The 20,919-nt window shown below is 63.1% G+C and carries 25 protein-coding genes; 12 read left to right on the top strand and 13 right to left on the bottom strand.

Annotation, left to right across the window (positions count from 1 at the left end; genetic code table 11):
• The first annotated feature begins 64 nt into the window (after nt 1-64).
• The 4 genes from RA21_RS11345 (at nt 65) to RA21_RS11330 (ending at nt 3,252) form a co-directional block, all read left to right on the top strand.
• A complete protein-coding gene (locus RA21_RS11345; RefSeq protein WP_019295663.1) occupies nt 65-427 on the top strand; it encodes a hypothetical protein in 363 nt (120 codons plus the stop codon).
• Nucleotides 428-543: 116 nt separating this feature from the next.
• A complete protein-coding gene (gene proS / locus RA21_RS11340) occupies nt 544-1,899 on the top strand; it encodes a proline--tRNA ligase (protein WP_039148897.1) in 1,356 nt (451 codons plus the stop codon).
• A gap of 133 nt (nt 1,900-2,032) precedes the next feature.
• A complete protein-coding gene (locus RA21_RS21985) occupies nt 2,033-2,548 on the top strand; it encodes a carboxymuconolactone decarboxylase family protein (RefSeq protein WP_019295661.1) in 516 nt (171 codons plus the stop codon).
• Between the two features lie 80 nt (nt 2,549-2,628).
• A complete protein-coding gene (locus RA21_RS11330) occupies nt 2,629-3,252 on the top strand; it encodes a GDSL-type esterase/lipase family protein (RefSeq protein WP_039149121.1) in 624 nt (207 codons plus the stop codon).
• Nucleotides 3,253-3,264: 12 nt separating this feature from the next.
• Here the strand turns inward: RA21_RS11330 and RA21_RS11325 are convergent, their stop codons facing one another.
• Both RA21_RS11325 and RA21_RS11320 read right to left on the bottom strand, forming a co-directional pair.
• On the bottom strand, nt 3,265-3,753 hold the full coding sequence (locus RA21_RS11325; RefSeq protein WP_039148894.1) for an HPP family protein: 489 nt from the start codon (nt 3,751-3,753) through the stop codon (nt 3,265-3,267).
• Between the two features lie 113 nt (nt 3,754-3,866).
• Entirely contained in the window at nt 3,867-4,085 is a 219-nt protein-coding gene (locus RA21_RS11320) for a tautomerase family protein (protein ID WP_019295658.1), read from the bottom strand.
• A gap of 167 nt (nt 4,086-4,252) precedes the next feature.
• On the opposite strand from RA21_RS11320, the gene RA21_RS11315 reads away from it, so the two are divergent.
• From RA21_RS11315 to RA21_RS21980, 3 genes are all read left to right on the top strand, one after another.
• Entirely contained in the window at nt 4,253-5,539 is a 1,287-nt protein-coding gene (locus tag RA21_RS11315) for a lipoprotein-releasing ABC transporter permease subunit (protein WP_039148891.1), read from the top strand.
• Nucleotides 5,532-6,215, top strand: coding sequence for an ABC transporter ATP-binding protein (locus RA21_RS11310; RefSeq protein ID WP_039148888.1), 684 nt, complete (start codon nt 5,532-5,534; stop codon nt 6,213-6,215). The genes RA21_RS11315 and RA21_RS11310 overlap by 8 nt, the downstream gene beginning before the upstream one ends.
• An 86-nt stretch (nt 6,216-6,301) precedes the next feature.
• On the top strand, nt 6,302-6,754 hold the full coding sequence (locus RA21_RS21980; RefSeq protein WP_152610535.1) for a hypothetical protein: 453 nt from the start codon (nt 6,302-6,304) through the stop codon (nt 6,752-6,754).
• Nucleotides 6,755-6,871: 117 nt separating this feature from the next.
• On the opposite strand, the gene RA21_RS11300 is transcribed toward RA21_RS21980, so the two are convergent.
• Entirely contained in the window at nt 6,872-7,510 is a 639-nt protein-coding gene (locus RA21_RS11300; RefSeq protein ID WP_039148884.1) for a LysE family translocator, read from the bottom strand.
• 187 nt (nt 7,511-7,697) lie between these two features.
• Here RA21_RS11300 and RA21_RS11295 point away from each other — a divergent pair, with 187 nt between their 5' ends.
• Nucleotides 7,698-8,018, top strand: coding sequence for a bactofilin family protein (locus RA21_RS11295; RefSeq protein WP_039148881.1), 321 nt, complete (start codon nt 7,698-7,700; stop codon nt 8,016-8,018).
• On the opposite strand, the gene RA21_RS11290 is transcribed toward RA21_RS11295, so the two are convergent.
• Nucleotides 8,015-8,836, bottom strand: a complete 822-nt coding sequence (locus RA21_RS11290; protein ID WP_039148878.1) for a class I SAM-dependent methyltransferase — start codon at nt 8,834-8,836, stop codon at nt 8,015-8,017. The genes RA21_RS11295 and RA21_RS11290 overlap by 4 nt on opposite strands.
• 99 nt (nt 8,837-8,935) lie before the next feature.
• On the opposite strand from RA21_RS11290, the gene RA21_RS11285 reads away from it, so the two are divergent.
• Nucleotides 8,936-9,277: a zinc ribbon domain-containing protein YjdM gene (locus RA21_RS11285; protein ID WP_039148876.1), complete on the top strand. Its 342-nt coding sequence runs from the start codon at nt 8,936-8,938 to the stop codon at nt 9,275-9,277.
• 5 nt (nt 9,278-9,282) lie between these two features.
• Here RA21_RS11285 and RA21_RS11280 read toward each other — a convergent pair whose 3' ends face one another.
• The 9 genes from RA21_RS11280 to RA21_RS11240 form a co-directional block, all read right to left on the bottom strand.
• A complete protein-coding gene (locus RA21_RS11280; protein ID WP_039148874.1) occupies nt 9,283-9,693 on the bottom strand; it encodes a hypothetical protein in 411 nt (136 codons plus the stop codon).
• Between the two features lie 162 nt (nt 9,694-9,855).
• Nucleotides 9,856-10,290 (bottom strand): DMT family transporter, encoded by a 435-nt coding sequence (locus tag RA21_RS11275; RefSeq protein ID WP_019295651.1) that lies wholly within the window; start codon nt 10,288-10,290, stop codon nt 9,856-9,858.
• Between the two features lie 139 nt (nt 10,291-10,429).
• Nucleotides 10,430-11,110: a hypothetical protein gene (locus RA21_RS11270; protein ID WP_039148872.1), complete on the bottom strand. Its 681-nt coding sequence runs from the start codon at nt 11,108-11,110 to the stop codon at nt 10,430-10,432.
• A gap of 13 nt (nt 11,111-11,123) precedes the next feature.
• On the bottom strand, nt 11,124-11,780 hold the full coding sequence (locus RA21_RS11265) for a DNA-3-methyladenine glycosylase I (RefSeq protein ID WP_039148869.1): 657 nt from the start codon (nt 11,778-11,780) through the stop codon (nt 11,124-11,126).
• Between the two features lie 28 nt (nt 11,781-11,808).
• Nucleotides 11,809-12,573, bottom strand: coding sequence for a hypothetical protein (locus RA21_RS11260; protein ID WP_039148867.1), 765 nt, complete (start codon nt 12,571-12,573; stop codon nt 11,809-11,811).
• A 911-nt stretch (nt 12,574-13,484) separates the two neighbouring features.
• Entirely contained in the window at nt 13,485-14,243 is a 759-nt protein-coding gene (locus RA21_RS11255; protein ID WP_152610534.1) for a hypothetical protein, read from the bottom strand.
• 59 nt (nt 14,244-14,302) lie between these two features.
• Nucleotides 14,303-14,662: a hypothetical protein gene (locus RA21_RS11250; RefSeq protein WP_039148862.1), complete on the bottom strand. Its 360-nt coding sequence runs from the start codon at nt 14,660-14,662 to the stop codon at nt 14,303-14,305.
• Nucleotides 14,655-16,613, bottom strand: a complete 1,959-nt coding sequence (gene parE, locus RA21_RS11245; protein ID WP_039148860.1) for a DNA topoisomerase IV subunit B — start codon at nt 16,611-16,613, stop codon at nt 14,655-14,657. Before parE ends, RA21_RS11250 begins: the two co-directional genes overlap by 8 nt.
• A gap of 109 nt (nt 16,614-16,722) precedes the next feature.
• Entirely contained in the window at nt 16,723-17,373 is a 651-nt protein-coding gene (locus tag RA21_RS11240) for a site-2 protease family protein (RefSeq protein WP_039148857.1), read from the bottom strand.
• Nucleotides 17,374-17,617: 244 nt separating this feature from the next.
• Between RA21_RS11240 and RA21_RS11235 the strand changes: the two genes are divergently transcribed.
• From RA21_RS11235 to ppk2, 3 genes are all read left to right on the top strand, one after another.
• Nucleotides 17,618-19,033: a pyridoxal phosphate-dependent decarboxylase family protein gene (locus RA21_RS11235; RefSeq protein ID WP_039148854.1), complete on the top strand. Its 1,416-nt coding sequence runs from the start codon at nt 17,618-17,620 to the stop codon at nt 19,031-19,033.
• Nucleotides 19,034-19,139: 106 nt separating this feature from the next.
• Entirely contained in the window at nt 19,140-19,748 is a 609-nt protein-coding gene (locus RA21_RS11230) for a carboxymuconolactone decarboxylase family protein (RefSeq protein WP_039148851.1), read from the top strand.
• A 180-nt stretch (nt 19,749-19,928) separates the two neighbouring features.
• Entirely contained in the window at nt 19,929-20,870 is a 942-nt protein-coding gene (gene ppk2 / locus RA21_RS11225) for a polyphosphate kinase 2 (RefSeq protein ID WP_039148848.1), read from the top strand.
• Nucleotides 20,871-20,919 lie beyond the last annotated feature (49 nt).

Genomic DNA, 20,919 nt, shown 5'->3' with positions numbered 1-20,919 from the left:
GCGTTCTCGAGGATGAACCGGGCTGATCTTGCAACGTGTTTCTGTCTCTCATAGCCTGCCGGCCATGTACAAACTCCTTTCACATGAGCCTGATTTTAAGGCCGAAATCTCCATTCTGACCGCAGAACAGGGCGGGAGCTCTGTCCCTGCCTTCAACAAACTTCGATGGGACTTCAGATATGGGGAAGATAGCCCAACTGATGAAATCTACATGATCCATCCGATTTTTTTGGATGAAGATGGAGTTCCGTTCCCTGATACCGAACCCCTCTCAGGAATAAAGGACGCGCTCATGACTATCGTTGTCAGGGAGATGGTTAGCTACCACCGTCAGCGCATTTCAGTTGGGACAAATTTCTACTGCGTCGCGGGCCGCAAAGTTTATGCGACCGGTGTAGTAACAGAACTATTGGGTATTCAAGACTGAGCCCTGCCGGAATGCCGCAAGTTCTTTATTGCGGGCATTCTCTCCACCCTTGCCCGCATCCCCATCACCCACTAAACCGGGCGGGAACTCGAACCCATATCACCGATGGAGCCAAGATGCGCCTGTCCCGCTATTTTCTGCCGGTTCTGAAAGAGAACCCCTCGGAAGCCCAGATCGTCAGCCACCGGCTGATGCTGCGCGCCGGGATGATCAAGCAATCCGCCGCCGGGATCTATTCCTGGCTGCCCTTGGGCTTCAAGGTGCTGAAGAAGATCGAAAGCATCGTGCATGACGAGCAGATCCGCGCGGGCCACATCCCGATGCAGATGCCGACCATGCAGTCCGCCGACCTGTGGCGCGAGTCGGGCCGCTATGAGGCTTACGGGCAGGAGATGCTGCGGGTGAAGGACCGGCATGACCGCGACATGCTGTTCACCCCCACCGCCGAAGAGCTGATCACCGACATCTTCCGCGCCCATGTCAGCAGCTACAAGGACCTGCCGCTGACCATGTACCAGATCCAGTGGAAGTTCCGCGACGAGATCCGCCCGCGTTTCGGCGTGATGCGCGGCCGCGAATTCTATATGAAGGACGGCTACAACTTCGACCTCACCAAAGAGGACGCGCTGCACGCCTACAACCGCCACCTGGTCAGCTATCTGCGCACCTATGAGCGGATGGGGCTTCAGGCGATCCCGATGCGCGCCGACAGCGGCCCGATCGGCGGCGATGACACCCATGAATTTCTGGTGCTGGCCGACACCGGCGAGTCCGAGGTGTTCTATGACAGCGCCGTCACCGATCTCACCTTCGGCGACCGCGAGATCGATTATGACAGCGTCGAGCAGTGCCAGAGCGTGCTGGAGGAGTTCACCTCCAAATACGCCCGCACCGACGAGACCCACGACGAGGCGCTGTTCAACCAGATCCCCGAGGAGCGCCGCCGGGTCGCCCGCGGTATCGAGGTCGGCCAGATTTTCTATTTCGGCACCAAGTATTCCGATGCGATGGGTGCCACCGTGCAGGGTCCCGACGGCAAGAACGTGCCGGTCCACATGGGCTCCCACGGCATCGGCGTCTCGCGCCTCCTGGGTGCGATCATCGAGGCCAGCCACGACGACAAGGGCATCATCTGGCCCGAGGGCGTGACCCCGTTCCACTGCGGCATCGTCAACCTCAAGCAGGGCGACGACGAGGCGGATGCGGCCTGCAACCAGCTTTATGCGGCGCTGACCGCCGCCGGTCTGGACCCGCTCTATGATGACCGCAACGAACGTGCGGGCGGCAAGTTCGCCACAATGGACCTGATCGGCCTGCCCTGGCGCATCACCGTCGGCCCGCGCGGGCTGAAAAACGGCGTGGTGGAACTGACCTCCCGCCGCACTGGCGAGAGCGAGGAGCTGTCACCGGAAGAGGCGGTCAAGAAAGTGGTCGAGGTCTACAAGGCGCACCCCACAGGGCGCGGCTTCTGAGCCAGGCCGCAAGTTTGAAGCGAACAGCCCCGCTGGCGAAAGCTGGCGGGGTTTTCCTTTGCCGTGCAGGGCGCTGACAGAGGGCGGCCCGGCTGCTAGCCTCGCCCTGAACAGCAGCGGGGGCAGAGCAGGCATGGCCAATTTCAGCGGTATCGAAGCAGACAGCGGGCTGACCCATGTGCTGTCCTCCTTTCCGCAGAACTCCGAACAGCTGCTGTGCTTGCTGGACCGCATCATGTGCGCCAGCGGTGTTCTGACACGGGGCGAGCGCGAGGCAATAGCCGCGCATGTCTCCGGCCTGAACGGTGTGGCCTATTGCGTCCATTTCCACAGCTTGTTTTCTGAGGTGTTCTGCGGCCCCGTGGCAACAACACAGGACCGCATCCGGCCCTTGCTGGACTATGCCGGTGCGTTGCACACGGGAGAGGCGGAGGACATCACGCAGGCCTTTGCCGCGGCCACCAGCGCGGGCTGGAGCGAGGCGGCGCTTTATGAGGTGGTGGAGGTCTGCGGCATGTTCAGTTTCATCAACACCATTGTCAGGGCAGCCGGGCTGGCGGCACCGGACCAGGTGCCGGACCCGAGGCCCGCGGCAGCGGAGCTGGAAGGCTCCTATGCTGCAATGGCAGAGGCGGTGCGCGGCAACTAGCCCCGGCGCGCGGGGGGCTGTCATTTCCCTTGCCCGAACCCGCCGTCCGCCGCAGGGTGCCGGAAACGGGAGGATACGGCATGAAACAGATCCTGGCTTTTGGCGACAGCCTGACCTGGGGCAGCGACCCGCACACCGGCGGGCGGCACCCCTATGACGACCGCTGGCCGGTGGCGCTGGGCGAAGGGCTGACGAAAGCCGCCGTCTTTGCCGAAGGCTTGCGCGGGCGCACCACGGTTCACGCGCGCAACTCGGCCTGTGCGGAGATGCGCGGCGATGCGGTGCTGCCGATGCTGCTGCACAGCCACGCGCCGCTGGATCTGGTGGTGATCATGCTGGGCACCAATGAGATCTACGAGACCCGCCCCAACCATCTGATCCGCGACGGGCTGGAGCGGCTGGTGGAGATCATCCGCCACCACCCCTGGCGGATGCCCGGAGCAACAGCGCCGCAGGTGCTGCTGGTCTCGCCGCCGCCAGTGACGCTGTGCGAGACCTCGGATGTGACCCCGGCGATGGTCGAACAGTCAGAGATGCTGGCAGACGTGATCGAGGCGCTGGCAGACCGGCTTGGCTGCGGCTTTTTTGATGCAGGCCAGGTGGCGCGGGCCTCTGCCGCCGATGGCTACCATCTGGAGGCGGCGGACTCGCGCGCCCTTGGCCAGGCGCTGCGGGTCCCTGTGGCGGCGATGCTGGCGCTCTGACGCAAGTTCCGATCAGCCGTGTTTCAGCGGGTATTCGTGGCCTGAGAACCGGTGGAACAGGGCGGCAATCGCCACCAGCGCCACGGCCCCGGTCAGCACCGGGAACAGCAGGAAGGAGACACCGGGATCGGTGGCAAAGACCACCAGCGGGTCGGCGCCTGCGGGCGGATGGGTCAGCCGCAGTGCTGCCATCAGGGCAATAGAAAGGCCAACGGCCAGCGCCAGCGCCCACCAGGTGTCGGGCAGCAGCGCGTTCAGCGCCAGCGCAACCGCGGTGGCCAGCACATGGCCGCCGACCACATGCGCGGGCTGCGACAGCGGGCTGGCGGGAACCGAGAACAACAGCACGCAGCTGGCGCCGAAAGGCGCAATCAGCAGCAGTAGGTTGGCGTGGGTGGTCATCAGCGACAGCGCCGCAATGGCCAGAAACGCGCCGAGCCCGGCCATGATCACCGTGCGCAGCGAAGGATGCGGCAGCGCGCGTTTGAAGTACCTGTCCATCGTTTTTTACCCATTAAAACCGGAACCCGCCTGATAAAGCCTTAGCACCGGGTGAATGCAAGGCAATGGGCATATGCGGCAGGTCACGATGCAGTGACGCCAGGCGGCGTGGGTCAGCCGCCATGCTTGAGGGCAAGCGCCTTTTCGGTGGTCCAGACGGTGTCCGCGCCGCCCCAATGGCCGCTTCTCACCTCGTGTATGCGGACCGAAGTATTGTCCTGCATGACCTGACCGGCAACGGTGCCAAAGGCCTTTGCTGTTTCCCGGATCAGCTGGTGCTTTTCCTCTTCGGTAAACACCCCTTCCAGAACGTGAATGTCAATCAATGGCATTGTGGCCTCCCGTGTTCCTGCTGTGCGCTTCCAACGATTGCACAGACCAGCGCACGCCAGAAGCCTGCAGCGGCCGGCGGATTATCGGCCAGTTCTGCAACCGCACCTTGACCCCGGGCGTAAGGCAGCACAGTTTGCAGGCAAAATTTCCGGGCAGGACCCCTTACATGGCCACCACACCACCGCCGTTTTCCCGTTTCGAATGGATCATCGCCTGGCGCTACTTGCGCGCCCGCAAGGCCGAGGGCGGGGTCAGCGTGATGACCTGGATCAGCCTCATCGGCATCACCCTGGCGGTGTTTGCGCTGATTGCCACGCTGGCGGTGCGCTCCGGCTTCCGTTCAGAGTTTGTCGGCACCATCCTGGGCGCCAACGCGCATGTCACCGTCTATTCCTATGGCGAGGTGAATGAGGCGGGGGTGCTGGACCGCTCCCTCAAGGATTATGAGGCGCTGGCCGAGACCGTCGCTGCAGTGCCCGGCGTCACCCGGGCTGCGCCGCTGGTCAAGGGGCAGGTGATGGCCAACCTGCGCGACCGCAATGCAGGCGTCGAGGTGTTCGGCATCTCTGCCGCGGACATCCAGGGCATCCCCGGCGTCGCCCAAAGCGAAGAGGCCATCGGCGACCTCGCGCGGTTTGAGGAGGGCATCGCCATCGGCTCCGGCGTGGCGCGGGAGCTGGGGGTCACTGTGGGGGACAAGATCAAGCTGATCTCCCCCAATGGCGTCAAGACCGCCTTTGGCACCAGCCCGCGGGTCAACGCCTATGAGGTGGTCTATGTCTTCACCGCCGGTCGCTGGGATATCGACCGCACCCGTGTCTATCTGCCCTTTGCCGAGGCACAGAGTTTCTTCAACCGCGAAGGCGTGGCGGACGAGATTGAAGTCATGGTCGAAGATCCTGAAAACGTAGAGGAAATCGCCCTGCCGATCCTGACTGCAGCGGGGGGTGTTGCGGGGGTCTGGACTTGGCGCGATGCCTCTGGCGGCTTCCTGCGCGCGCTGGAGGTGGAGGACAATGTGATGTTCATCATCCTGTCGATCCTGGTGCTTATTGCGGCAATGAACATCGTCTCCGGCCTCATTATGCTGGTCAAGAATAAGGGGCGAGACATTGGCATCCTGCGCACCATCGGCCTCAGCGAAGGCTCGGTGATGCGGGTGTTCTTCATCTGCGGCGCCTTCACCGGCGTCATCGGCACTGTTTGCGGTGTGGTGCTGGGCTGCCTGTTTGCGCTTTATATCGATCCGATCTTTTCATTCGTGAACTACGTCATGGGCGGCGGTGTCTGGGACCCGTCGATCCGCGGCATCTATGCGCTGCCCGCTGAGTTGCGGCTGGCGGATGTGGTTTCGGCCACGGCGCTGTCGCTGGGGCTGTCGTTCTTCGTGACCATTTTCCCGGCTCGCCGCGCGGCGCGCCTCAACCCGGTGGAGGCGCTGCGCTATGAGTGAGATCACGCTGGAGCTGAAAGGGATCACCAAATCCTACCTCACCGGCACGCCGGGGCAGGTGGATGTGCTGCGCGGTGCCGACCTGAGCCTGCAGGCAGGCGAGGTTGTGGCGCTGGTGGCGCCGTCGGGCGCGGGCAAGTCGACCTTGCTGCATATCGCGGGGCTGCTGGATACGCCGGACGCGGGTGAGGTACGGGTGGCCGGCGAGGATGTGACCCGCAAGGGCGACCGCCGCCGCACCCGCGTGCGCCGTCAGGAAGTCGGCTTTGTCTACCAGTTCCACCACCTGCTGCCGGAGTTTTCGGCGCTGGAAAACATCGTGCTGCCGCAGCTGGCCAATGGCGCCGGACAGAAGGCAGCGGTGGCGCGGGCGGCGCAGCTTCTGGGCACCGTGGGGCTGGCAGGCCGCGCAGACCACCGCCCGGCGGCGCTGTCGGGGGGCGAGCAGCAGCGGGTCGCCTTCTGCCGGGCGCTGGCCAACGCTCCGCGGGTGCTTTTGGCGGATGAGCCGACCGGCAACCTCGACCCCGCAACCTCCGACCAGGTGTTTGCGGCGCTGATGGAGCTGGTGCGCGGCACTGGCCTGTCGGCGCTGATTGCCACCCACAACTTGGAGCTGGCAGCGCGGATGGACCGGCAGGTGAAGCTGGAGAACGGGCTGCTGGTGCCGGTTTAGGCGGGCAGGTTGGGTGCGCCATAAGAGGAAATGAGCCAGAGGCAGTTGAAACCGGATAGGGTTCTCAGGCTGAGGGAGACAGGTGATTGCCGATATTCAATGATGTGTCTCAGGCTGAGATCCATGAAATTAACAAATGGCAGTATCCGCTGACCGTAAAGATTGATCAGACATCCGCAACCTTGTTGCGGGTGACAATTTGCGCCGGAACGATCGGCGGCGAGGCTGCAGATGTCGCTGGGATAAGTGGCTTGCGCAGTATTGAGGAGCAAACCATCAGCCCGTCCTATGTGTTTGAATTTAAAAATTTTGTGTCTTATGCGGTTACAGAAGAGCAGTTTGCTCAGAACAGCGCGGATGAGACGTTCGAAGGGAACTGGATTAGAAAATTCACGACTTCGTTTTTCTTGGATTTTGTCAGGAAGTCCACTTGGGCGTCCGCTGATTACCCAGGTGAGTTGACGCACTATCAGATCAACACGCTGGACCACACAGTTGATGTCGTTTGCTATGAACCGGCTGAGATTTCCGCAGTCTGAATGGCTGGTACTGGATATCTGAGCCGATCTGTAGCCCTGGTTCACTCTAGCCAAGTATGGTTCCAGTGATGGTGGTGTCGGACGTGGCAGACGGTCCCGCAGGTGGAACAGGCGCGGTCAGACGCTTGGACGGAAGCTCGCCAGTTTCAGTCCGAATCCGATGAACACTAAGCCCGTGATCCCCTTCAGCCAGCGCTGGAAGCCGGCGCTGCCGGCCGCCACTGTCAAGCGGGTGAACAGCAGAACCATGGCGCCGAACCAGAGCGCAGCAATCGCCGCGTGCAGCGCCACCAGTAGGAAGGCAGAGGCCACAGGCGTCTCGCCCGCGGTGATAAATTGCGGGAAGGCGGCGAGGTAAAACATCGACACCTTGGGGTTCAGAGCGTTGGTCAGGAAGCCTTCGCCAAAGGCCCGTGCCAGGGTCCGGCGGCGCTTGGCCGGGGTGGCGCGGGCGACCGGGTCCACGCCGTTGAATGCTGCAATCAGGGCCTTGATGCCGATCCAGCAGAGATACGCCGCGCCGAGGTATTTCACGATGGCAAAGGCGGTGGCCGATTTCACCAGGATGATCGACAGTCCCAGGATCGAGAGCGCGCCATGCAGGAAAAAGGCCGCTACGAAACCTGCGATATTGGAAAACCCCGCGCCGCGGCCGGAGGCGGGGACGGTCTTGGCAATCAGGAACCCATTGGGGCCGGGCGACATCACCAGAAGAGCCGCGACAAAGGCAAACGCGGCAATTTCGGACCAGGCCATCAGAAAAACTCCGTCATGAAAATCAGCTGCTGTGGAGCCTAGCCGCAGGGCCGCCGGCGGGCAAGGCGGCGGAACCTTGCCGGCGGAGAAGGTGCGGCTTTGGCCCTTGGACAGCTGTTTGCTATCAGCTATTCAAATTGGCCCGGGCGGGTTAGGCTGTCCGGGGTTGCGCAGAAAGGGCTGAGACGTGGTGAATTCGGTAATCGAGAAAGATGTGACGGTTGAAGGCAACATCACCTCCAGCAAGGGCAACGTCGAGGTCCGGGGCCGGGTTGTCGGTGATGTGTCGGCGCTGGCGGTGACGGTGCTGGAAGGCGGCACCGTGGATGGGGCGCTGAGTGCGAAATCGGTGACTGTGGAAGGCGCCTACAGCGGCAAGATCCAATGCGAGGACCTGCGTCTGGCGGCCAGTTCGCGGGTGCAGGCGGATGTCTCGGCGCAGACCATGTCGACTGAGAACGGCGCCCAGCTGCAGGGCAATATCAAGGTCAGCGGCAAAACGGATTAAGCCTCGCAGAGAAAACTCCAGGTCAGCATGCGGCGCTCGCGCAGGGCGCGCAGCTGGTTCTGCACCATCTCCCTGAACCCGTCGCCGAACAGCAGCCGGGTGGTGATCGGCACTGGCGGCGGCGGTCCAGTGCTGGCGGTGCGCTCCTCCAGCCAGCGCAGGCTTTCGGCGGTGGATTCAATGCTGTCCAGCAGCTTGAAGCCGGCGCCGCGCAACAGGGTCTCCATCTCCTTCGGCGTGGCCAGATGGCTGATTGATGGTTCGGCTGCCCAAGGCGCCGGGAAGATCATTTCGCCGCCTTCACCCTGAAGAATGTCATAGACGGCAAACACCCCGCCGGGCCGCAGCACGCGGCGGGCTTCGGCATACATCCGGTGTTTGGCGGGAATGTTCATTGCCACATGCACGGTGATCGCGGCGTCAAAGCTGTTGTCTGCATAGGGCAGATCTGTGGCATCGCCTTGCTGGAAGTCTGTTTTGCCCGCGAGGCCCAGCCAGTTCGAAATCTCTGCCGCCGCGGCGCACAGCTCCGGCGTCAGGTCGAGGCCGGTGACATGGCAACCCGCGGTTTCCGCAAGGGTGCGGGAGACACCGCCAAGGCCTGAGCCGATGTCGAGCACTTTGGATTGCGCCGACAGCCGCATCTGCGCGGCGAGCTCCAGCGTTGCGGCGCGGCCGCGGAAGTGGAATTCATCCAGCGCCTCGAAATCGGCGGGGGTGAGCTCCGCGGGCTCCAGCCCCTTGGCGCGCAGGTCATTGGCGATCTGCTCTGCCAGATTGCTGCTGCCGCCGTAGTGTGTTTCCACCTTGCCGGTCATGATCCCGCCTTTCGCTGGTGCAAAGCAGTATAGCACAATGGGAGCCGGGCGGCGGATCTGTCTCTGGTGTTGCGCGGGGTTCCCGGCTATTGGCGGTGTATGACTGATACCCTGCCGCCGTGCCCCGAATGCGCCTCTGCCTACACCTATCAGGTGGATGCTCTGCTGATCTGCCCCGAATGCGCCCATGAATGGGCCGCGGGGGAGGCCGCGGGCGACGCCAAGGAGGTGCGCGACAGTGTCGGCAACGTCTTGCAGGACGGCGACACGGTGACGGTGATCAAGGACCTGAAGCTGAAGGGCACGTCATCGGTGATCAAGGTCGGCACCAAGGTGCGCGGCATCCGGCTGGTGGACGGCGATCACGACATCGATTGCAAGGTGCCCGGCGTCGGGCCGATCGGGCTGAAGTCGCAATTTGTGAAGAAGGTGGCGGGCTAGGATCGCTACAGCAACCCTGGCGGCAGTTGTTTCTGTAACGGTGCGGCTGTTTCCGGCTTTGCACCTGTCAGGGAAACCGTCAGGCGCGTCGCCACGAGTGTGTTCGCCGCCAGCATCACCAAGAGGAAAACAGCCAACGCGGGAATGCGCCAAAGCAGGGACCGTTTCGAGCGGGCCGTTGCGACTGCCGGCCGCTTGGCAGCAACGGCGCCGCTGAGCCAGATACCGGCCAGCATCCCGCCAAGCATGAAGAGAGAGGCCAGAAGGACAATCAGGCCGTCCGGCCAGCCGCTGGGTTTTCCGTTCGGGAAGACGAGCGGCAGCACCTGGGGCGCGATCAATGTTCCCGCCAGCCCGCCGGTCACGCCATAGACGAGAATGCGGGGAAGTTGCTGCAGCTGTTTGGGGTCTGCCATAATAATTTCTCAATAAAAACATAATTCTCCGCGCCACTCCTAACGCCGGCGTTAGTGCAGGGCAAAGGCACGGCGCTGCGGAATTGGCACTGCGGCAAGCTCCGTGGATTTCCGGCTTCGCACCTGAGCCTCCCTGGGACGCGAAGACTGCCGGTGCAGGCGTCAGGCCATCTGGGTGATCCAGACCCCCAGCGCCATCACCGAAATGCCGGCCGCGCGGGTCAGGGTCAGCGGGCTGACCTGGGCGCCGAACAGGCCGAAATGGTCGATGGCGGCGGCAGAGATCAGCTGGCCGATCAGCACGAAGAACACCGCGTTGCCGACGCCGAAATGCGGCGCGACATAGGTGATCGACAGGACATAGAAGGCGACCAGAACGCCGGCCAGCAGCAGGTGCTTGGGGGCCGATGGAATGCGCGCCAGCGCCTGCGGGCCGGCGATCAGCGCGTAGAGGCTGGTGGCAATCAGCGCGATCAGGAACAGCACCACGGCGGCAGAGGCGGGGGAGCCGATCAGCTTGCCGAGTGCCGCGTTCAGAGCCGCCAGCACCGGAATGCCAAGGCCCGCGGCCAGCATGATGAGGGCGTATTGGGTCATGGCGCGGCTCCTGCAGTTTGCTTGGCGGATTTGTGGCCGGAAACTCTCTGCGAAGACAACCCCTACGTTGCGGCGCAGCATCGGAATCCGGCGCGATTTCCCGCCCTGAAAAATCGATCTATCACCGCGGTTCAGCAGGTCAGTCGCAGATGCCGTTCAGTTCGGCGTCCTTCCAAGGCAGGTAGACCGCGCTTTCGCGGCTTTGCGGCAGCGGGCTGACCGGCATTGCGGCGGCCAGCATGTCGTGCAGGCGCCTGGTGCGGGCGGCCTGCGGCGCGAGGGCGCGGCAGCAGACGTATTCCTCGACAATGGCGCCCTGCTGTTCAAACCCGTAGGTGCCGAAGTCCGGGTCGCCCTCCAGGTCGAACAGATAGGGGTCGCGGTCCTGGCCGTGCTCTGCCGCGGCGCGCAAGGGGGAATAACCGGTCTGGCGGCGGTTCTGCCATTGCCACACATGGGTGACCTCATGCGCCAGCAGCATCGCCTCCACCAGGTGCAGCCGCTCCGGGTATTCCGGCAGGTAGTTATCCACGTACCAGTCGCGGGTGAAGAAGATGCGGTTGAACAGCGCCACGGCGGCGGGTTTGGAGGTGACGATCTCTTCCTTCACCGGCGGCAGGATGCGTTCGCGGCAGGTGACGCGCGGGCGCGGCATGCGGCGGAAGGTGACGGCGCCGAGCGGTGCGCCCTCGACGATGCGGACCTTGTTTGCGTTGAGGCTGGTGCCGTGCAGGGTGTCCAGATAGGCGCGTTCGGTTTCCGTCAGCGGGCGTCCGCAGGCAGAGAGAAACAGCAGGGCGAGGAGCAGGCAGCGGATCATATGCGGCTTTGCCTCAGCAGCTCATCGCCAGAACGCGGCTGATTTCGGTGAGGGAGCGGCCGGATTGGTCCATCCAGGTGTTGAAGGCGGATTGCACCGCTTTCAGAGCGGTCTTGGAGGTTGCGGGTTTGTCGATCACGCCTTCGGCGATCAGGCGCGCAGTGACGTCCTGGCTGAGGATGAAACTGTCGCGGCCGACAAAGCGCATGGCGTATTGGCCGGTGTTGCCGCCGAGGCGGGCGCCGCGTTTTTTCAGCATGTCCAAGAGGCTGATGTAGTCGGATGAGGGCCAGCCGCCCAGCACCTTGCCCGCGCCGCCCTGATCGCGCAGCTCCATCAGGAAGGCGGCGTTGGCGCGCACTGTTGCCAGTTTGGCGCCGTTCCGGACCACGCGGGTGTCGCTGAGGATCTGGTCAAACTCGTCCTCTGGCATAAAGGCGCAGGGGCCGGGGTCGAAGCCGTGGAAAACCTCCTCGAACCCGTCCCATTTGGCCTCGATCACTTTCCAGTTGAAACCCGCCTGGAAGATGCATTTGGTCATGGTGGCGAGCCAGCGGTCCTCCGGCAGCTCTGTCACCTTGGGGTCGGGTTTGGAGAGTTTTTCCTCCAGCGCGACGGGGCCGCCGTGGCGGTCTGCGGAAATGGCGTAGATCTCGTCAAAGCTGCGCATGGGCGGGTCCTGTTGGGGTCTGGTCAGGTTAGCGGCGCGCGCGCAGCTCGACAATGGATTTGCCGAGGCGGAAGGGGGCGGCGAAGCTGACGAGGCAGAGCGCGATGATCTGCAGCACCAGGATATGGGCGTTGTCCTGCAGGTATTCCCATTCCTCCTTCAGTTTCGACACATGGGCGATCAGGCCGTCATAGGCGCGGGCGATGATCAGGAAATCGCCGGCAATGGCGGGGACCTTGCGGCGCATGGTGTCGACGGCGGCCTGTGTCGGGGCGTCAAGCGCGGTAAAGACCAGGAAGGCTTCCGGGTCGAAGGCGCTGGCCTTGGCTTCCATGTCCTTCACCTCGTCCATCTCAGTGCGGGTGCTGCCGAACAGGAAGCTGAGGCCCTGCAGCGGCGCGACCTCATCCGTCACCGCGATGAACAGCGGCAGCTCGGCGTTGCCCGCTGTAGACGCGGAGAGGAATTCGACCTTTTCACACAGCACCGCGATGTCGGCGTCATAGGCAGGATCGCAGAAGCGCAGGCGGAAGCGGGCGGCGTCGCGGTCAAAGGCCGCGGTGGCGGCATAGGCGATGTCGATCTGGCGTTCGAGCCGGGAGCTATCTGCGGCGTAGATGCCGGAGATCACCGCAACCAGCGCGCCAAAGCCGCCGAGAACGACCCAGACCAGGTCCGCCAGTTTCCAGGCGCGGTGGCCCGCCGGTTTGCGGAACAGGAAGGCGGTGCCGATCAGCCCTGCAAAGAAGAACAGCAGGAGCAGGGGCAGCTGGTTGTCCGCGATGAAGGCCATGGCTGTTTCCCTGCTGTGATTGGCTGGCCTAACCATAAGAAGGGAAAGCGGTTTCAGGCAACAGCCCTCACGAAGCTGTCACCGGATGCGCGGCTTTGGCCGGATGGGAGTGGGTCCCTGTCCGGGTGTGTGTGTCCGTCTGTCTATCTGGGGCCGTTGGGCCGTTTTGCTTGTGTGGCCGTGATGGGCTGGCCGGTGAAGAGGTGGCGGCGCCGCCAAGGACCCCGGAGGGGCCGGAGGCGGAGGGCCGGGCAGGGGATCGCAAGCCCCCATGTCCGCTCGAAAGCTCTCGTTCTGCGGAGAACCCCTGCACCCGATGAAGAGGTGGTCTTGGGGGCTCCCGTATCTCCTGTTGATGCGGGGTGTCAGTCCGCACCGGTGTGTCGCGACGCATTGGAGTATGGCAGAGCGGGGTTAAGGGGGCGCAAGCGGGGCGTGCGGTGGATTGGGGTTTGGCGCAACGCCCTTGATGGGTGGTGCGGCGCGGCCTAGGGAGAAATGGCAGGCGTGACACGGTGATATTCTCCCGGCCGTAGCACGGCCCGTTCGGGCCGGAGCGCCATGCGGGGTTTCCGGCACTGCCGGGTGGGAGGCCCCGCCGCCTGCACCTTTCTTAGTTTTGGAAAGTGCCGGTTGCGGCCCGGTCTGCGCCTGCCTGCCCGTCAAACCGGAGGTTTGCCTCCGGCAAAACGGACAGGCGCATTCGCGCCAGCCCAGGCAGTCGCAGACCTAGCGGTGGGATGCCTCCCCTCTCGGCGGCAAAGCCGCCTGCCGGGGCAGGGGGCGGGAGTTTATGGGAAGGTGAATGGGGATGGTGTTCCCCTTGATCATGAGGCGTTAATCGCACGGCCCGTGCCTGAACTTGTGGTGGCAGAGGGGCTGCCTTCTAACCAGAAACTGCGTGTCAAACGTCAGTTTGAATCAGCTTCCGCAGACAAATCAGCTAGAACTCGTTCAGCTGAGAGACCTTTGAGCGAAGCGGCGAAACGCTGGAAACTTGTCATGCTGGCGCAGAACTCGTCGCTTGTTGGATCGTTTTGCATCAGCGCCTCATACATGCCGGACGTTACATCCGGTTGCTCACCCCATTCCGTGAGGACTGCAGCATAGTCTTCTTGTGTCGCCCGCGCTCGCTGTGCCGGGTGATCCCGGCCCGCTACCATCGATTTGAAAAACAAAACCGAAGTTTCTGCCAAGATACCAACTCGTCTCTCGTTCAGCTCGCTTTCAGTGAAGCCTGCCGGGCCATGGCTCGCTATCCTGGTGCAAAGGGCCGGATCATTCTGTGTCGTGAGAATTAGTTCGAGCTTGCTCATTTGCAGTGCCCGCAAGAGCTGTGCGGGAGCCTGCTGCAAATAATGGGCGTGTTTCCGTCGCAGCCCGGCAGTGAACTCCCCGCTCTTGGACTGGACCGCAAGAGATCTCTGCCGCTTGTTGGCATGTTTCTGGTTGGCCACGGCAGCGAGTTCTTGAATGAAGGCCTGAAATTCCACCGGGAACTCGGATTTGACGAGTTGGAAAATCTCACCTTGTTCGGTTTGCAGCAAGGCCTGTTCCAGCTGGCTTGGGTCGACCTCTTTTGCCGCCACAGTGTCAAAGAACATTGCTTTTACAGCAAAATACGAAACCAAGCCTACAACGAAGGGGAAGGATTTTTTCAATAGCCGCATTTTCAATATCCTCAAAATCAAAGAGTGTATGCCACGCAAGACATCAGCCGGTTAGCGTATCAGGTTCCTACTTTTCTTGCATATTTGAAGAATTGGGCGTTCTCGAAGGAACTCTCACCAATAAATCTGGAGCGCCAATTATCTTTGAACCAGCGGAGCGGTATCATGCGGATGTTTCCTTCCACATCGTCCTTCCGAACTAAGGCTAGCACATTTTCCAGCCCTGCCTTGTAGCCCAGCCAGTTCACCAGAACCATGGCATCATACGATGCTCGAAACTCGAACATGTACCATTCCGCGTCACGGTCAAGCGGCGGGCAGAAGCGGATTATGTCGCCTGCGCAAATCCTTTCGTCCAAATCCGTGACACGGCGGTAGTGATGCCCGAGGACGGAAAATCCGCCGCCCTCGTCAAACATCCAGCTCCTCCACGAACTTCGCGTTTTCCTGGATATACTGGAAGCGGAGCTCGGGTTTTTTGCCCATCAGGCGCTCGACCAGGTCGCCGGTCTCGCCGGGCTCGTCCTCGTCGATGGTGACGCGGATCAGCTTGCGGGTCTTGGGGTCCATCGTGGTCTCCTTCAGGTCTTTGGCGTCCATTTCGCCAAGACCCTTGAAGCGGGAGACGTCGATCTTGCCCTTGCCGCCCAGGCCCTTCTCCAGCCATTTGTCGCGCTCTGCCTCGTCCAGGCAGTAGACGCGCTTGGCGCCCTGGGTCAGGCGGAACAGCGGCGGGCAGGCGAGGTAGAGGTGGCCGCCGTCAATGAGCGGGCGCATCTGGGTGAAGAAGAAGGTCATCAAGAGCGAGGCGATATGGGCGCCGTCGACGTCCGCGTCGGTCATGATGATGATCTTGTCATAGCGCAGATCGTCGAGGTTGAACTTGGTGCCAAGGCCGACGCCAAGCGCCTCGCAGAGGTCGTTGATTTCGGCGTTGGAGCCGAGCTTGTTGGAGGCCGCGCCCAGGACGTTCAGGATCTTGCCCTTCAAAGGCAGCAGCGCCTGGTTCACGCGGTTGCGGGCGCCCTTGCCGGAACCGCCCGCCGAGTCGCCCTCGACGATGAACAGCTCGGTGCCGGAGCGGTCTTTCGACGTGCAGTCGGTGAGCTTGCCGGGCAGGCGCAGTTTCTTGGTGGCGGATTTGCGCTGGGTCTCCTTCTCCTGCTTGCGGCGCAGGCGTTCCTCGGCGCGCAGGATCAGGAAGTCGAGGATGGCGCCGGCCGATTTGGTGTCGGCGGCCAGCCAGTTGTCGAAATGGTCGCGGACCGAGTTTTCCACCATCTTGGAGGCGGCCTCGGTCGAGAGGCGGTCCTTGGTCTGGCCGACAAAGGCGGGGTCGGCGATGAAGCAGGAGACCAGCGCGCAGCCGCCCGCCATCAGGTCGTCGCGGGTGATCTGGGCGGCCTTCTTGTTGCTGACCAGTTCGCCGTAAGCCTTGATGCCCTTGAGGATCGCGGCCCAGAAGCCGGTCACATGGGTGCCGCCCTCGGGCGTCGGGACGGTGTTACAGTAGGACTGGGTGAAGCCGTCGCGCGAGGGGGTCCAGTTGATCGCCCATTCCACGTAACCCGGCTCGCCGAATTTCTCGCGGAACTCGACCTTGCCGGCAAAGGGCTGGTCTGCGTAGACGGAGGATTTGCCGAGGACTTCGGTCAGGTAGTCCTTGAGGCCGCCGGGGAAGTGGAAGGTGGCCTCAGTCGGGGTTTCGCCGTCGTCGATCTCAGACTTCCAGCGGATTTCGACGCCGGAGAACAGGTAGGCCTTGGAGCGCACCAGGGTGAACAGGCGCTTGGGCTTGAAGCGGTGGTGGCCGAAGATCTGCTCGTCGGCGTGGAAGGTCACGAAGGTGCCGCGCTTGTTGGGGGCGGCGCCGATTTTCTCAACCGGGCCAAGGGGCAGGCCGCGGGAGAAGCGCTGTTCGAACAGCTCCTTGTTTTTGGCCACTTGAACGACCATGGAATCCGACAGCGCGTTCACCACCGAGGAGCCGACGCCGTGCAACCCGCCGGAGGTCTGATAGGCCTTGCCGGAGAATTTGCCGCCTGCGTGCAGGGTGCAGAGGATCACCTCAAGCGCGGATTTGTCCGGGAACTTGGGGTGCGGGTCGATCGGGATGCCGCGGCCGTTGTCGGAGATGGTGACGGCGTAATCGGAATGGAGCGTCACCTCGATCCGGTTGGCGTGGCCGGCGACGGCCTCGTCCATGGAGTTGTCGAGGATTTCCGCCACCATGTGGTGCAGCGCGCGTTCATCGGTGCCGCCGATATACATGCCGGGGCGCTGGCGGACCGGTTCGAGGCCTTCCAGAACCTCGATGGAGGACGCGTCATAGGTTTCCGATGCAGGCGTGCTGAGGAGGTCGTCGGCCATGTGCGGGAGCTGCTCTTCCTTGGTGTTGATTGGCCGCCATTATGGCAGGTGTTGGGGCCGGGTGGAAGAGGGACGCAAGGGGCTGTGGATAAGCCCCGGGGCTGGCAGCTCAGCGCTCCAGCCGCAGCATCTGCCAGTGCAGGGCAATTGGCGGAAAGAACAGCAAAAAGAAGCCGAAGTAATACATGCAGGCGATCATCATCGGAATCCAGGCAAGAGCAATCAGCAGGCCGACACCGCCGCAAATCCGGGTGGCAAGCGGCGCAGGCAGGATGCGCATCAGGGCCAGCTGGAACAGCTGGCCGCCATCCAGCGGCATGACTGGCAGCATGTTGAGAACGGCGAGGATGATATTGACGTCGGCCGCGGCTTCCAGCGCCCAGGAGAGGTCCGGGTTTGCGGCATAGGGGGCCAGCAGGCTGCAGATGGCCCAGAGCGCGAGGTTAACGATCGGCCCCATGGCGACGATCAGCTCGTCTTCGCTGCGGGTGGCGGGGTCGTGTTCGCAAAATCCGCCGCCGCCGTAGATCATGATCCTGCGCACACTGACGCCCTGCACCCGGCAGCCCCAGGCATGTCCCAGCTCATGCAGGAAGATGGACAGGATCAGGATCAGAAGGAAGACGATGTCATAGGCAATATAGGCTGGGTCTCCGCCCACGGACAGAAACAGGAACGCCAGGAAGATGATGCTGCTGCCGATCTGTACCGGAATGCCAAAGGGGCCGCGGAATTCGAAGAGGGCGGAATCTCTGAACATGTGAATTTCCTGTCTTAAACACGGGAGTATTACCCTGTGTTGAGCCGGGTGCGCCAGCGCTGCCGTTATGCGGGAAGGCATTTTTGCAGTTTGTGTTGCCGGCGTTCCGCAGGTGAACAATCAAGGCGGCTCGCAAAATCCCGAACCACAGTTTTCAGATTGCCGCAGTTCCGAGAATACTGCTGCATCTGCAGCATTTGCGGGCTAAACCTGCCGCCAGCGGCAGGCAGGAGGAGGGTGCGCGGTGGCTGAGAAGGGGATCAGGACGCAGGACTGGACGGCATTCCGGGCAGAGGCGCAGCGGATGCTGGAGGCGGCGCTGGACCAGATGCAGCAGGCGGCAGAGCGCCCGTGGCAGCCGGTGCCGGAGGATATCGATGCGCGCTATGCGGTGACGGCGGAGGCGCGCGGACCGCGGGAGACCGTGGACCGGATCATCGGGGACGTGCTGCCCTATCACGGCGGCAACATTCATCCGCGGTTCTGGGGCTGGGTGCAGGGGTCGGGGCTGGCCTCGGACCTGATCAGCTCCCTCGCGGTGGCGGCGGTCAATGCCAATATGGGCGGGCGCGATCACGGCGCGAACTATATGGAGCGCGCGGTGGTGGACTGGACGCGGGCCAGGATGGGGATGCCGGAGAGCGCCAGCGGCATTCTGGTCACCGGCACCTCGCAGGCGACGGTGATTGCCTTTCAAGCGGCGCGGCTGCGGGTGCTGAAGGACCTGCGCAAATCCGGGCAGGGCGCGGTGCGGCTGACCGCTTATGCAGGCGAGGGCGTGCACAATGCGACGCTGAAGGCGGTGGAACTGCTGGGCATCGGCTCAGACAACCTGCGCAAGGTGCCGTTGGCAGATGGCAAGCTGGACTGCGCAGCCTTGGCCCGGATGGTGGCAGAGGACAAAGCCGCGGGCGCGGTGCCCTTTCTGGTGGTCGGCAATGCGGGCACCGTGGATCTGGGGCTGTTTGATGATCTGAATGCGCTGGCGGATGCGGCTGCGGAGCTGGGGCTGTGGCTGCATGTGGACGGGGCCTTTGGTGCCTGGACGCGGATTGCGGCGGAGCCCTACCGGTCGTTGAGTGATGGGATTGGGCGGGCAGACAGCATTGCGCTGGATTTTCACAAGTGGATGTATGTGGGCTATGACTGCGGCATGGCCTTGCTGCGCAATGAGGACGAGCACCGGGCGGCCTTTGCGGCGCGACCGGCGTATCTGGAAGGGGCCGAGCGCGGGCTGGCGGGCGGCGAGCCGTGGTTCTGCGACTACGGCATCGACCTCAGCCGCGGCAACCGGGCGCTGAAAGTCTGGACGGCGCTGGAGACTTATGGCGAGGCGGCGTTCTCAGAGGCGATCACCGGCAATTGCGAATTGGCGGGTTTCATGGCGGCGGAGGTTGAGGCGCAGCCCCATATGGCGCTGGGGGCGCCGGTGGTGTCGAACGTCTGCGTGTTCACCGCGCGCACCGATCTGGAACCGGACGCGCAGTCGGCGCTGAACGCGGATATCGCCCAGACCCTGCAGGAAAGCGGCGAGGCGGTGTTCTCGACCACCCGTGCGGAGGGCCGCGTGATGCTGCGCGCCGCGATCACCAATCACCGAAGCCGCGAGGCAGATGTTCGGGCAGCGATTGCAGCGGTGGCGCGGGAGGCGGCGAAGTAGAGCAGGGCGGTGGTGCCGCCAGGCTGAGAATCTGTGACGTTCGGTTTCGTCTTTCCGTATGATCTGAACCCGCTACTCTCCGGGCCAGACAGTCAGGGAGAGAGACATGGCCTGGATCAGGACCGTTCCGTTTGAAGAGGCAACCGGCAAGCTGAAGAAGCTCTATGAGCGGGTGACCGGGCCGGGGGGCAATGTCGACAACATCATGATGGTGCACTCCCTGCGGCCGCATTCGATGGAGGGCCATATGGCGCTCTACAAGAACGTGCTGCACCACACCGGCAACAAGATCCCCAAGTGGTTCCTGGAGGTGCTGGGGGTCTGGGTATCGTCGCTGAACGATTGCGCCTATTGCGTCGAGCATCACTTTGCCGGGCTGCAGCGGCTCTTGGGCGATACGGAGCGCGGTCTGGCGATCCGGGCCGCGATCGAGGCGCGGGAGCCGGAAGCGGCCCCGCTGGAGCCTGCACAAGTGCTGGCAATGGGTTATGCGCGGATGCTGACGGAGGAGCCGTCCAGCGTGACAGAGGCGGATATCGAAGCCCTGCGGGAAGCCGGGTTCGAGGATGGCCAGATTCTGGAGATCAATCAGGTAACCGCCTATTTCTCCTATGCCAACCGGACGGTGCTGGGGCTGGGGTGCTCTACCAAGGGGGATGTGCTGGGGCTGAGCCCGAACAATTCGGAGAACCCGGACGATTGGGGGCATAAATAGGGGCGCTGCCCCTCGGCCCCTTTGGGCCTCACCCTGGAGTATTTGAGACCAGAAAGAAGCAGGCGGCCCGTTACGGCCGTCTTATTTGTTGTGCAGACGGCTAATCTTTTGATGCAGGTCAGGGCGGGGGAACGGTGGCGGTATTAAGGTTGCGGCGCAGATTGAAAGAGGGAGTTTTTGATGGACGCCGCAGTGAAAAAGAGTGCCGGTAAAACCGCAAGCCCAGTGCCGGTTCAGCCCCCCGCCAGCGCCTCGGCCGAGGCCCGGGGGCCCAGTGCCGAGGACATCCGCCGGGCGTTTGAGAGCGGCAAGTACCCGTATCCCAAGAAGATGCAGCGCAAGGCCTATGAGGCGGAGAAGGCGCGTCTGCAGGCAGAGTTGCTGAAGGTGCAGCTGTGGGCGCAGGAGACCGGCGAGAAGTTTGTTTTGCTGTTCGAGGGCCGCGATGCTGCGGGCAAGGGCGGCACCATCAAGCGGTTCACAGAGCATTTGAACCCGCGCTCTGCCCGGGTGGTCGCCTTGAACAAGCCGTCGGACGAGGAGCGCGGCCAGTGGTATTTCCAGCGCTACGTGCGGCATCTGCCGACCAGCGGCGAGATCGTGTTCTATGACCGGTCCTGGTACAACCGCGCGGGCGTCGAGCGGGTAATGAGTTTCTGCGAGCCGAACGAATACCTGGAGTTCATGCGTCAGGCGCCGGAGTTTGAGCGGATGCTGGCGCGGTCGGGTATCCGGCTGTACAAATACTGGTTCTCGGTCACCCAGGCCGAACAGAAGCGGCGGTTCAATTCGCGTGAGACCGATCCGCTGAAGCAGTGGAAGCTGTCGCCGATCGACAAGGCGTCCTTGGGCAAGTGGGATGATTACACCGAGGCCAAGGAGGCGATGTTCTTTTATACGGACACCGCGGATGCGCCCTGGACGGTGATCAAGTCGAACTGCAAGAAGCGCGCGCGGATCAACTGCATGCGGCATTTCCTGGCCTCGTTGGACTATCCGGGCAAGGATCCGGAGATCGCGCGGGCACCGGATCCGCTGATTGTCGGCCAGGCGCATCATGTGATCCACCAGTCCGATCACATCCTGGGCAAGGCGCTGCATCCTGAATCACGGACGCGCTGATCCCCGCTTGCGGTGCGGCCCGGCGCTTGCGGGGCCGCGGAACTGGGCT

The organism is Leisingera sp. ANG-DT, from assembly GCF_000813785.1.
Classification (GTDB): domain Bacteria; phylum Pseudomonadota; class Alphaproteobacteria; order Rhodobacterales; family Rhodobacteraceae; genus Leisingera.
The sequence above is the reverse complement of the archived record's forward strand: the minus strand, read 5'-3'. Positions and strand labels throughout refer to the sequence as shown.

Excerpts from the sequence above, each read along its gene's own strand:
- RA21_RS11345 (WP_019295663.1), top strand. The coding sequence starts at position 65 with ATGTACAAACTCCTTTCACATGAGCCTGATTTTAAGGCCGAAATCTCC.
- proS (WP_039148897.1), top strand. The coding sequence starts at position 544 with ATGCGCCTGTCCCGCTATTTTCTGCCGGTTCTGAAAGAGAACCCCTCG.
- RA21_RS21985 (WP_019295661.1), top strand. The coding sequence starts at position 2,033 with ATGGCCAATTTCAGCGGTATCGAAGCAGACAGCGGGCTGACCCATGTG.
- RA21_RS11330 (WP_039149121.1), top strand. The coding sequence starts at position 2,629 with ATGAAACAGATCCTGGCTTTTGGCGACAGCCTGACCTGGGGCAGCGAC.
- RA21_RS11325 (WP_039148894.1), bottom strand. The coding sequence starts at position 3,753 with ATGGACAGGTACTTCAAACGCGCGCTGCCGCATCCTTCGCTGCGCACG.
- RA21_RS11320 (WP_019295658.1), bottom strand. The coding sequence starts at position 4,085 with ATGCCATTGATTGACATTCACGTTCTGGAAGGGGTGTTTACCGAAGAG.
- RA21_RS11315 (WP_039148891.1), top strand. The coding sequence starts at position 4,253 with ATGGCCACCACACCACCGCCGTTTTCCCGTTTCGAATGGATCATCGCC.
- RA21_RS11310 (WP_039148888.1), top strand. The coding sequence starts at position 5,532 with ATGAGTGAGATCACGCTGGAGCTGAAAGGGATCACCAAATCCTACCTC.
- RA21_RS11300 (WP_039148884.1), bottom strand. The coding sequence starts at position 7,510 with ATGGCCTGGTCCGAAATTGCCGCGTTTGCCTTTGTCGCGGCTCTTCTG.
- RA21_RS11290 (WP_039148878.1), bottom strand. The coding sequence starts at position 8,836 with ATGACCGGCAAGGTGGAAACACACTACGGCGGCAGCAGCAATCTGGCA.
- RA21_RS11285 (WP_039148876.1), top strand. The coding sequence starts at position 8,936 with ATGACTGATACCCTGCCGCCGTGCCCCGAATGCGCCTCTGCCTACACC.
- RA21_RS11280 (WP_039148874.1), bottom strand. The coding sequence starts at position 9,693 with ATGGCAGACCCCAAACAGCTGCAGCAACTTCCCCGCATTCTCGTCTAT.
- RA21_RS11275 (WP_019295651.1), bottom strand. The coding sequence starts at position 10,290 with ATGACCCAATACGCCCTCATCATGCTGGCCGCGGGCCTTGGCATTCCG.
- RA21_RS11270 (WP_039148872.1), bottom strand. The coding sequence starts at position 11,110 with ATGATCCGCTGCCTGCTCCTCGCCCTGCTGTTTCTCTCTGCCTGCGGA.
- RA21_RS11265 (WP_039148869.1), bottom strand. The coding sequence starts at position 11,780 with ATGCGCAGCTTTGACGAGATCTACGCCATTTCCGCAGACCGCCACGGC.
- RA21_RS11260 (WP_039148867.1), bottom strand. The coding sequence starts at position 12,573 with ATGGCCTTCATCGCGGACAACCAGCTGCCCCTGCTCCTGCTGTTCTTC.
- RA21_RS11255 (WP_152610534.1), bottom strand. The coding sequence starts at position 14,243 with ATGCGGCTATTGAAAAAATCCTTCCCCTTCGTTGTAGGCTTGGTTTCG.
- RA21_RS11250 (WP_039148862.1), bottom strand. The coding sequence starts at position 14,662 with ATGTTTGACGAGGGCGGCGGATTTTCCGTCCTCGGGCATCACTACCGC.
- parE (WP_039148860.1), bottom strand. The coding sequence starts at position 16,613 with ATGGCCGACGACCTCCTCAGCACGCCTGCATCGGAAACCTATGACGCG.
- RA21_RS11240 (WP_039148857.1), bottom strand. The coding sequence starts at position 17,373 with ATGTTCAGAGATTCCGCCCTCTTCGAATTCCGCGGCCCCTTTGGCATT.
- RA21_RS11230 (WP_039148851.1), top strand. The coding sequence starts at position 19,140 with ATGGCCTGGATCAGGACCGTTCCGTTTGAAGAGGCAACCGGCAAGCTG.
- ppk2 (WP_039148848.1), top strand. The coding sequence starts at position 19,929 with ATGGACGCCGCAGTGAAAAAGAGTGCCGGTAAAACCGCAAGCCCAGTG.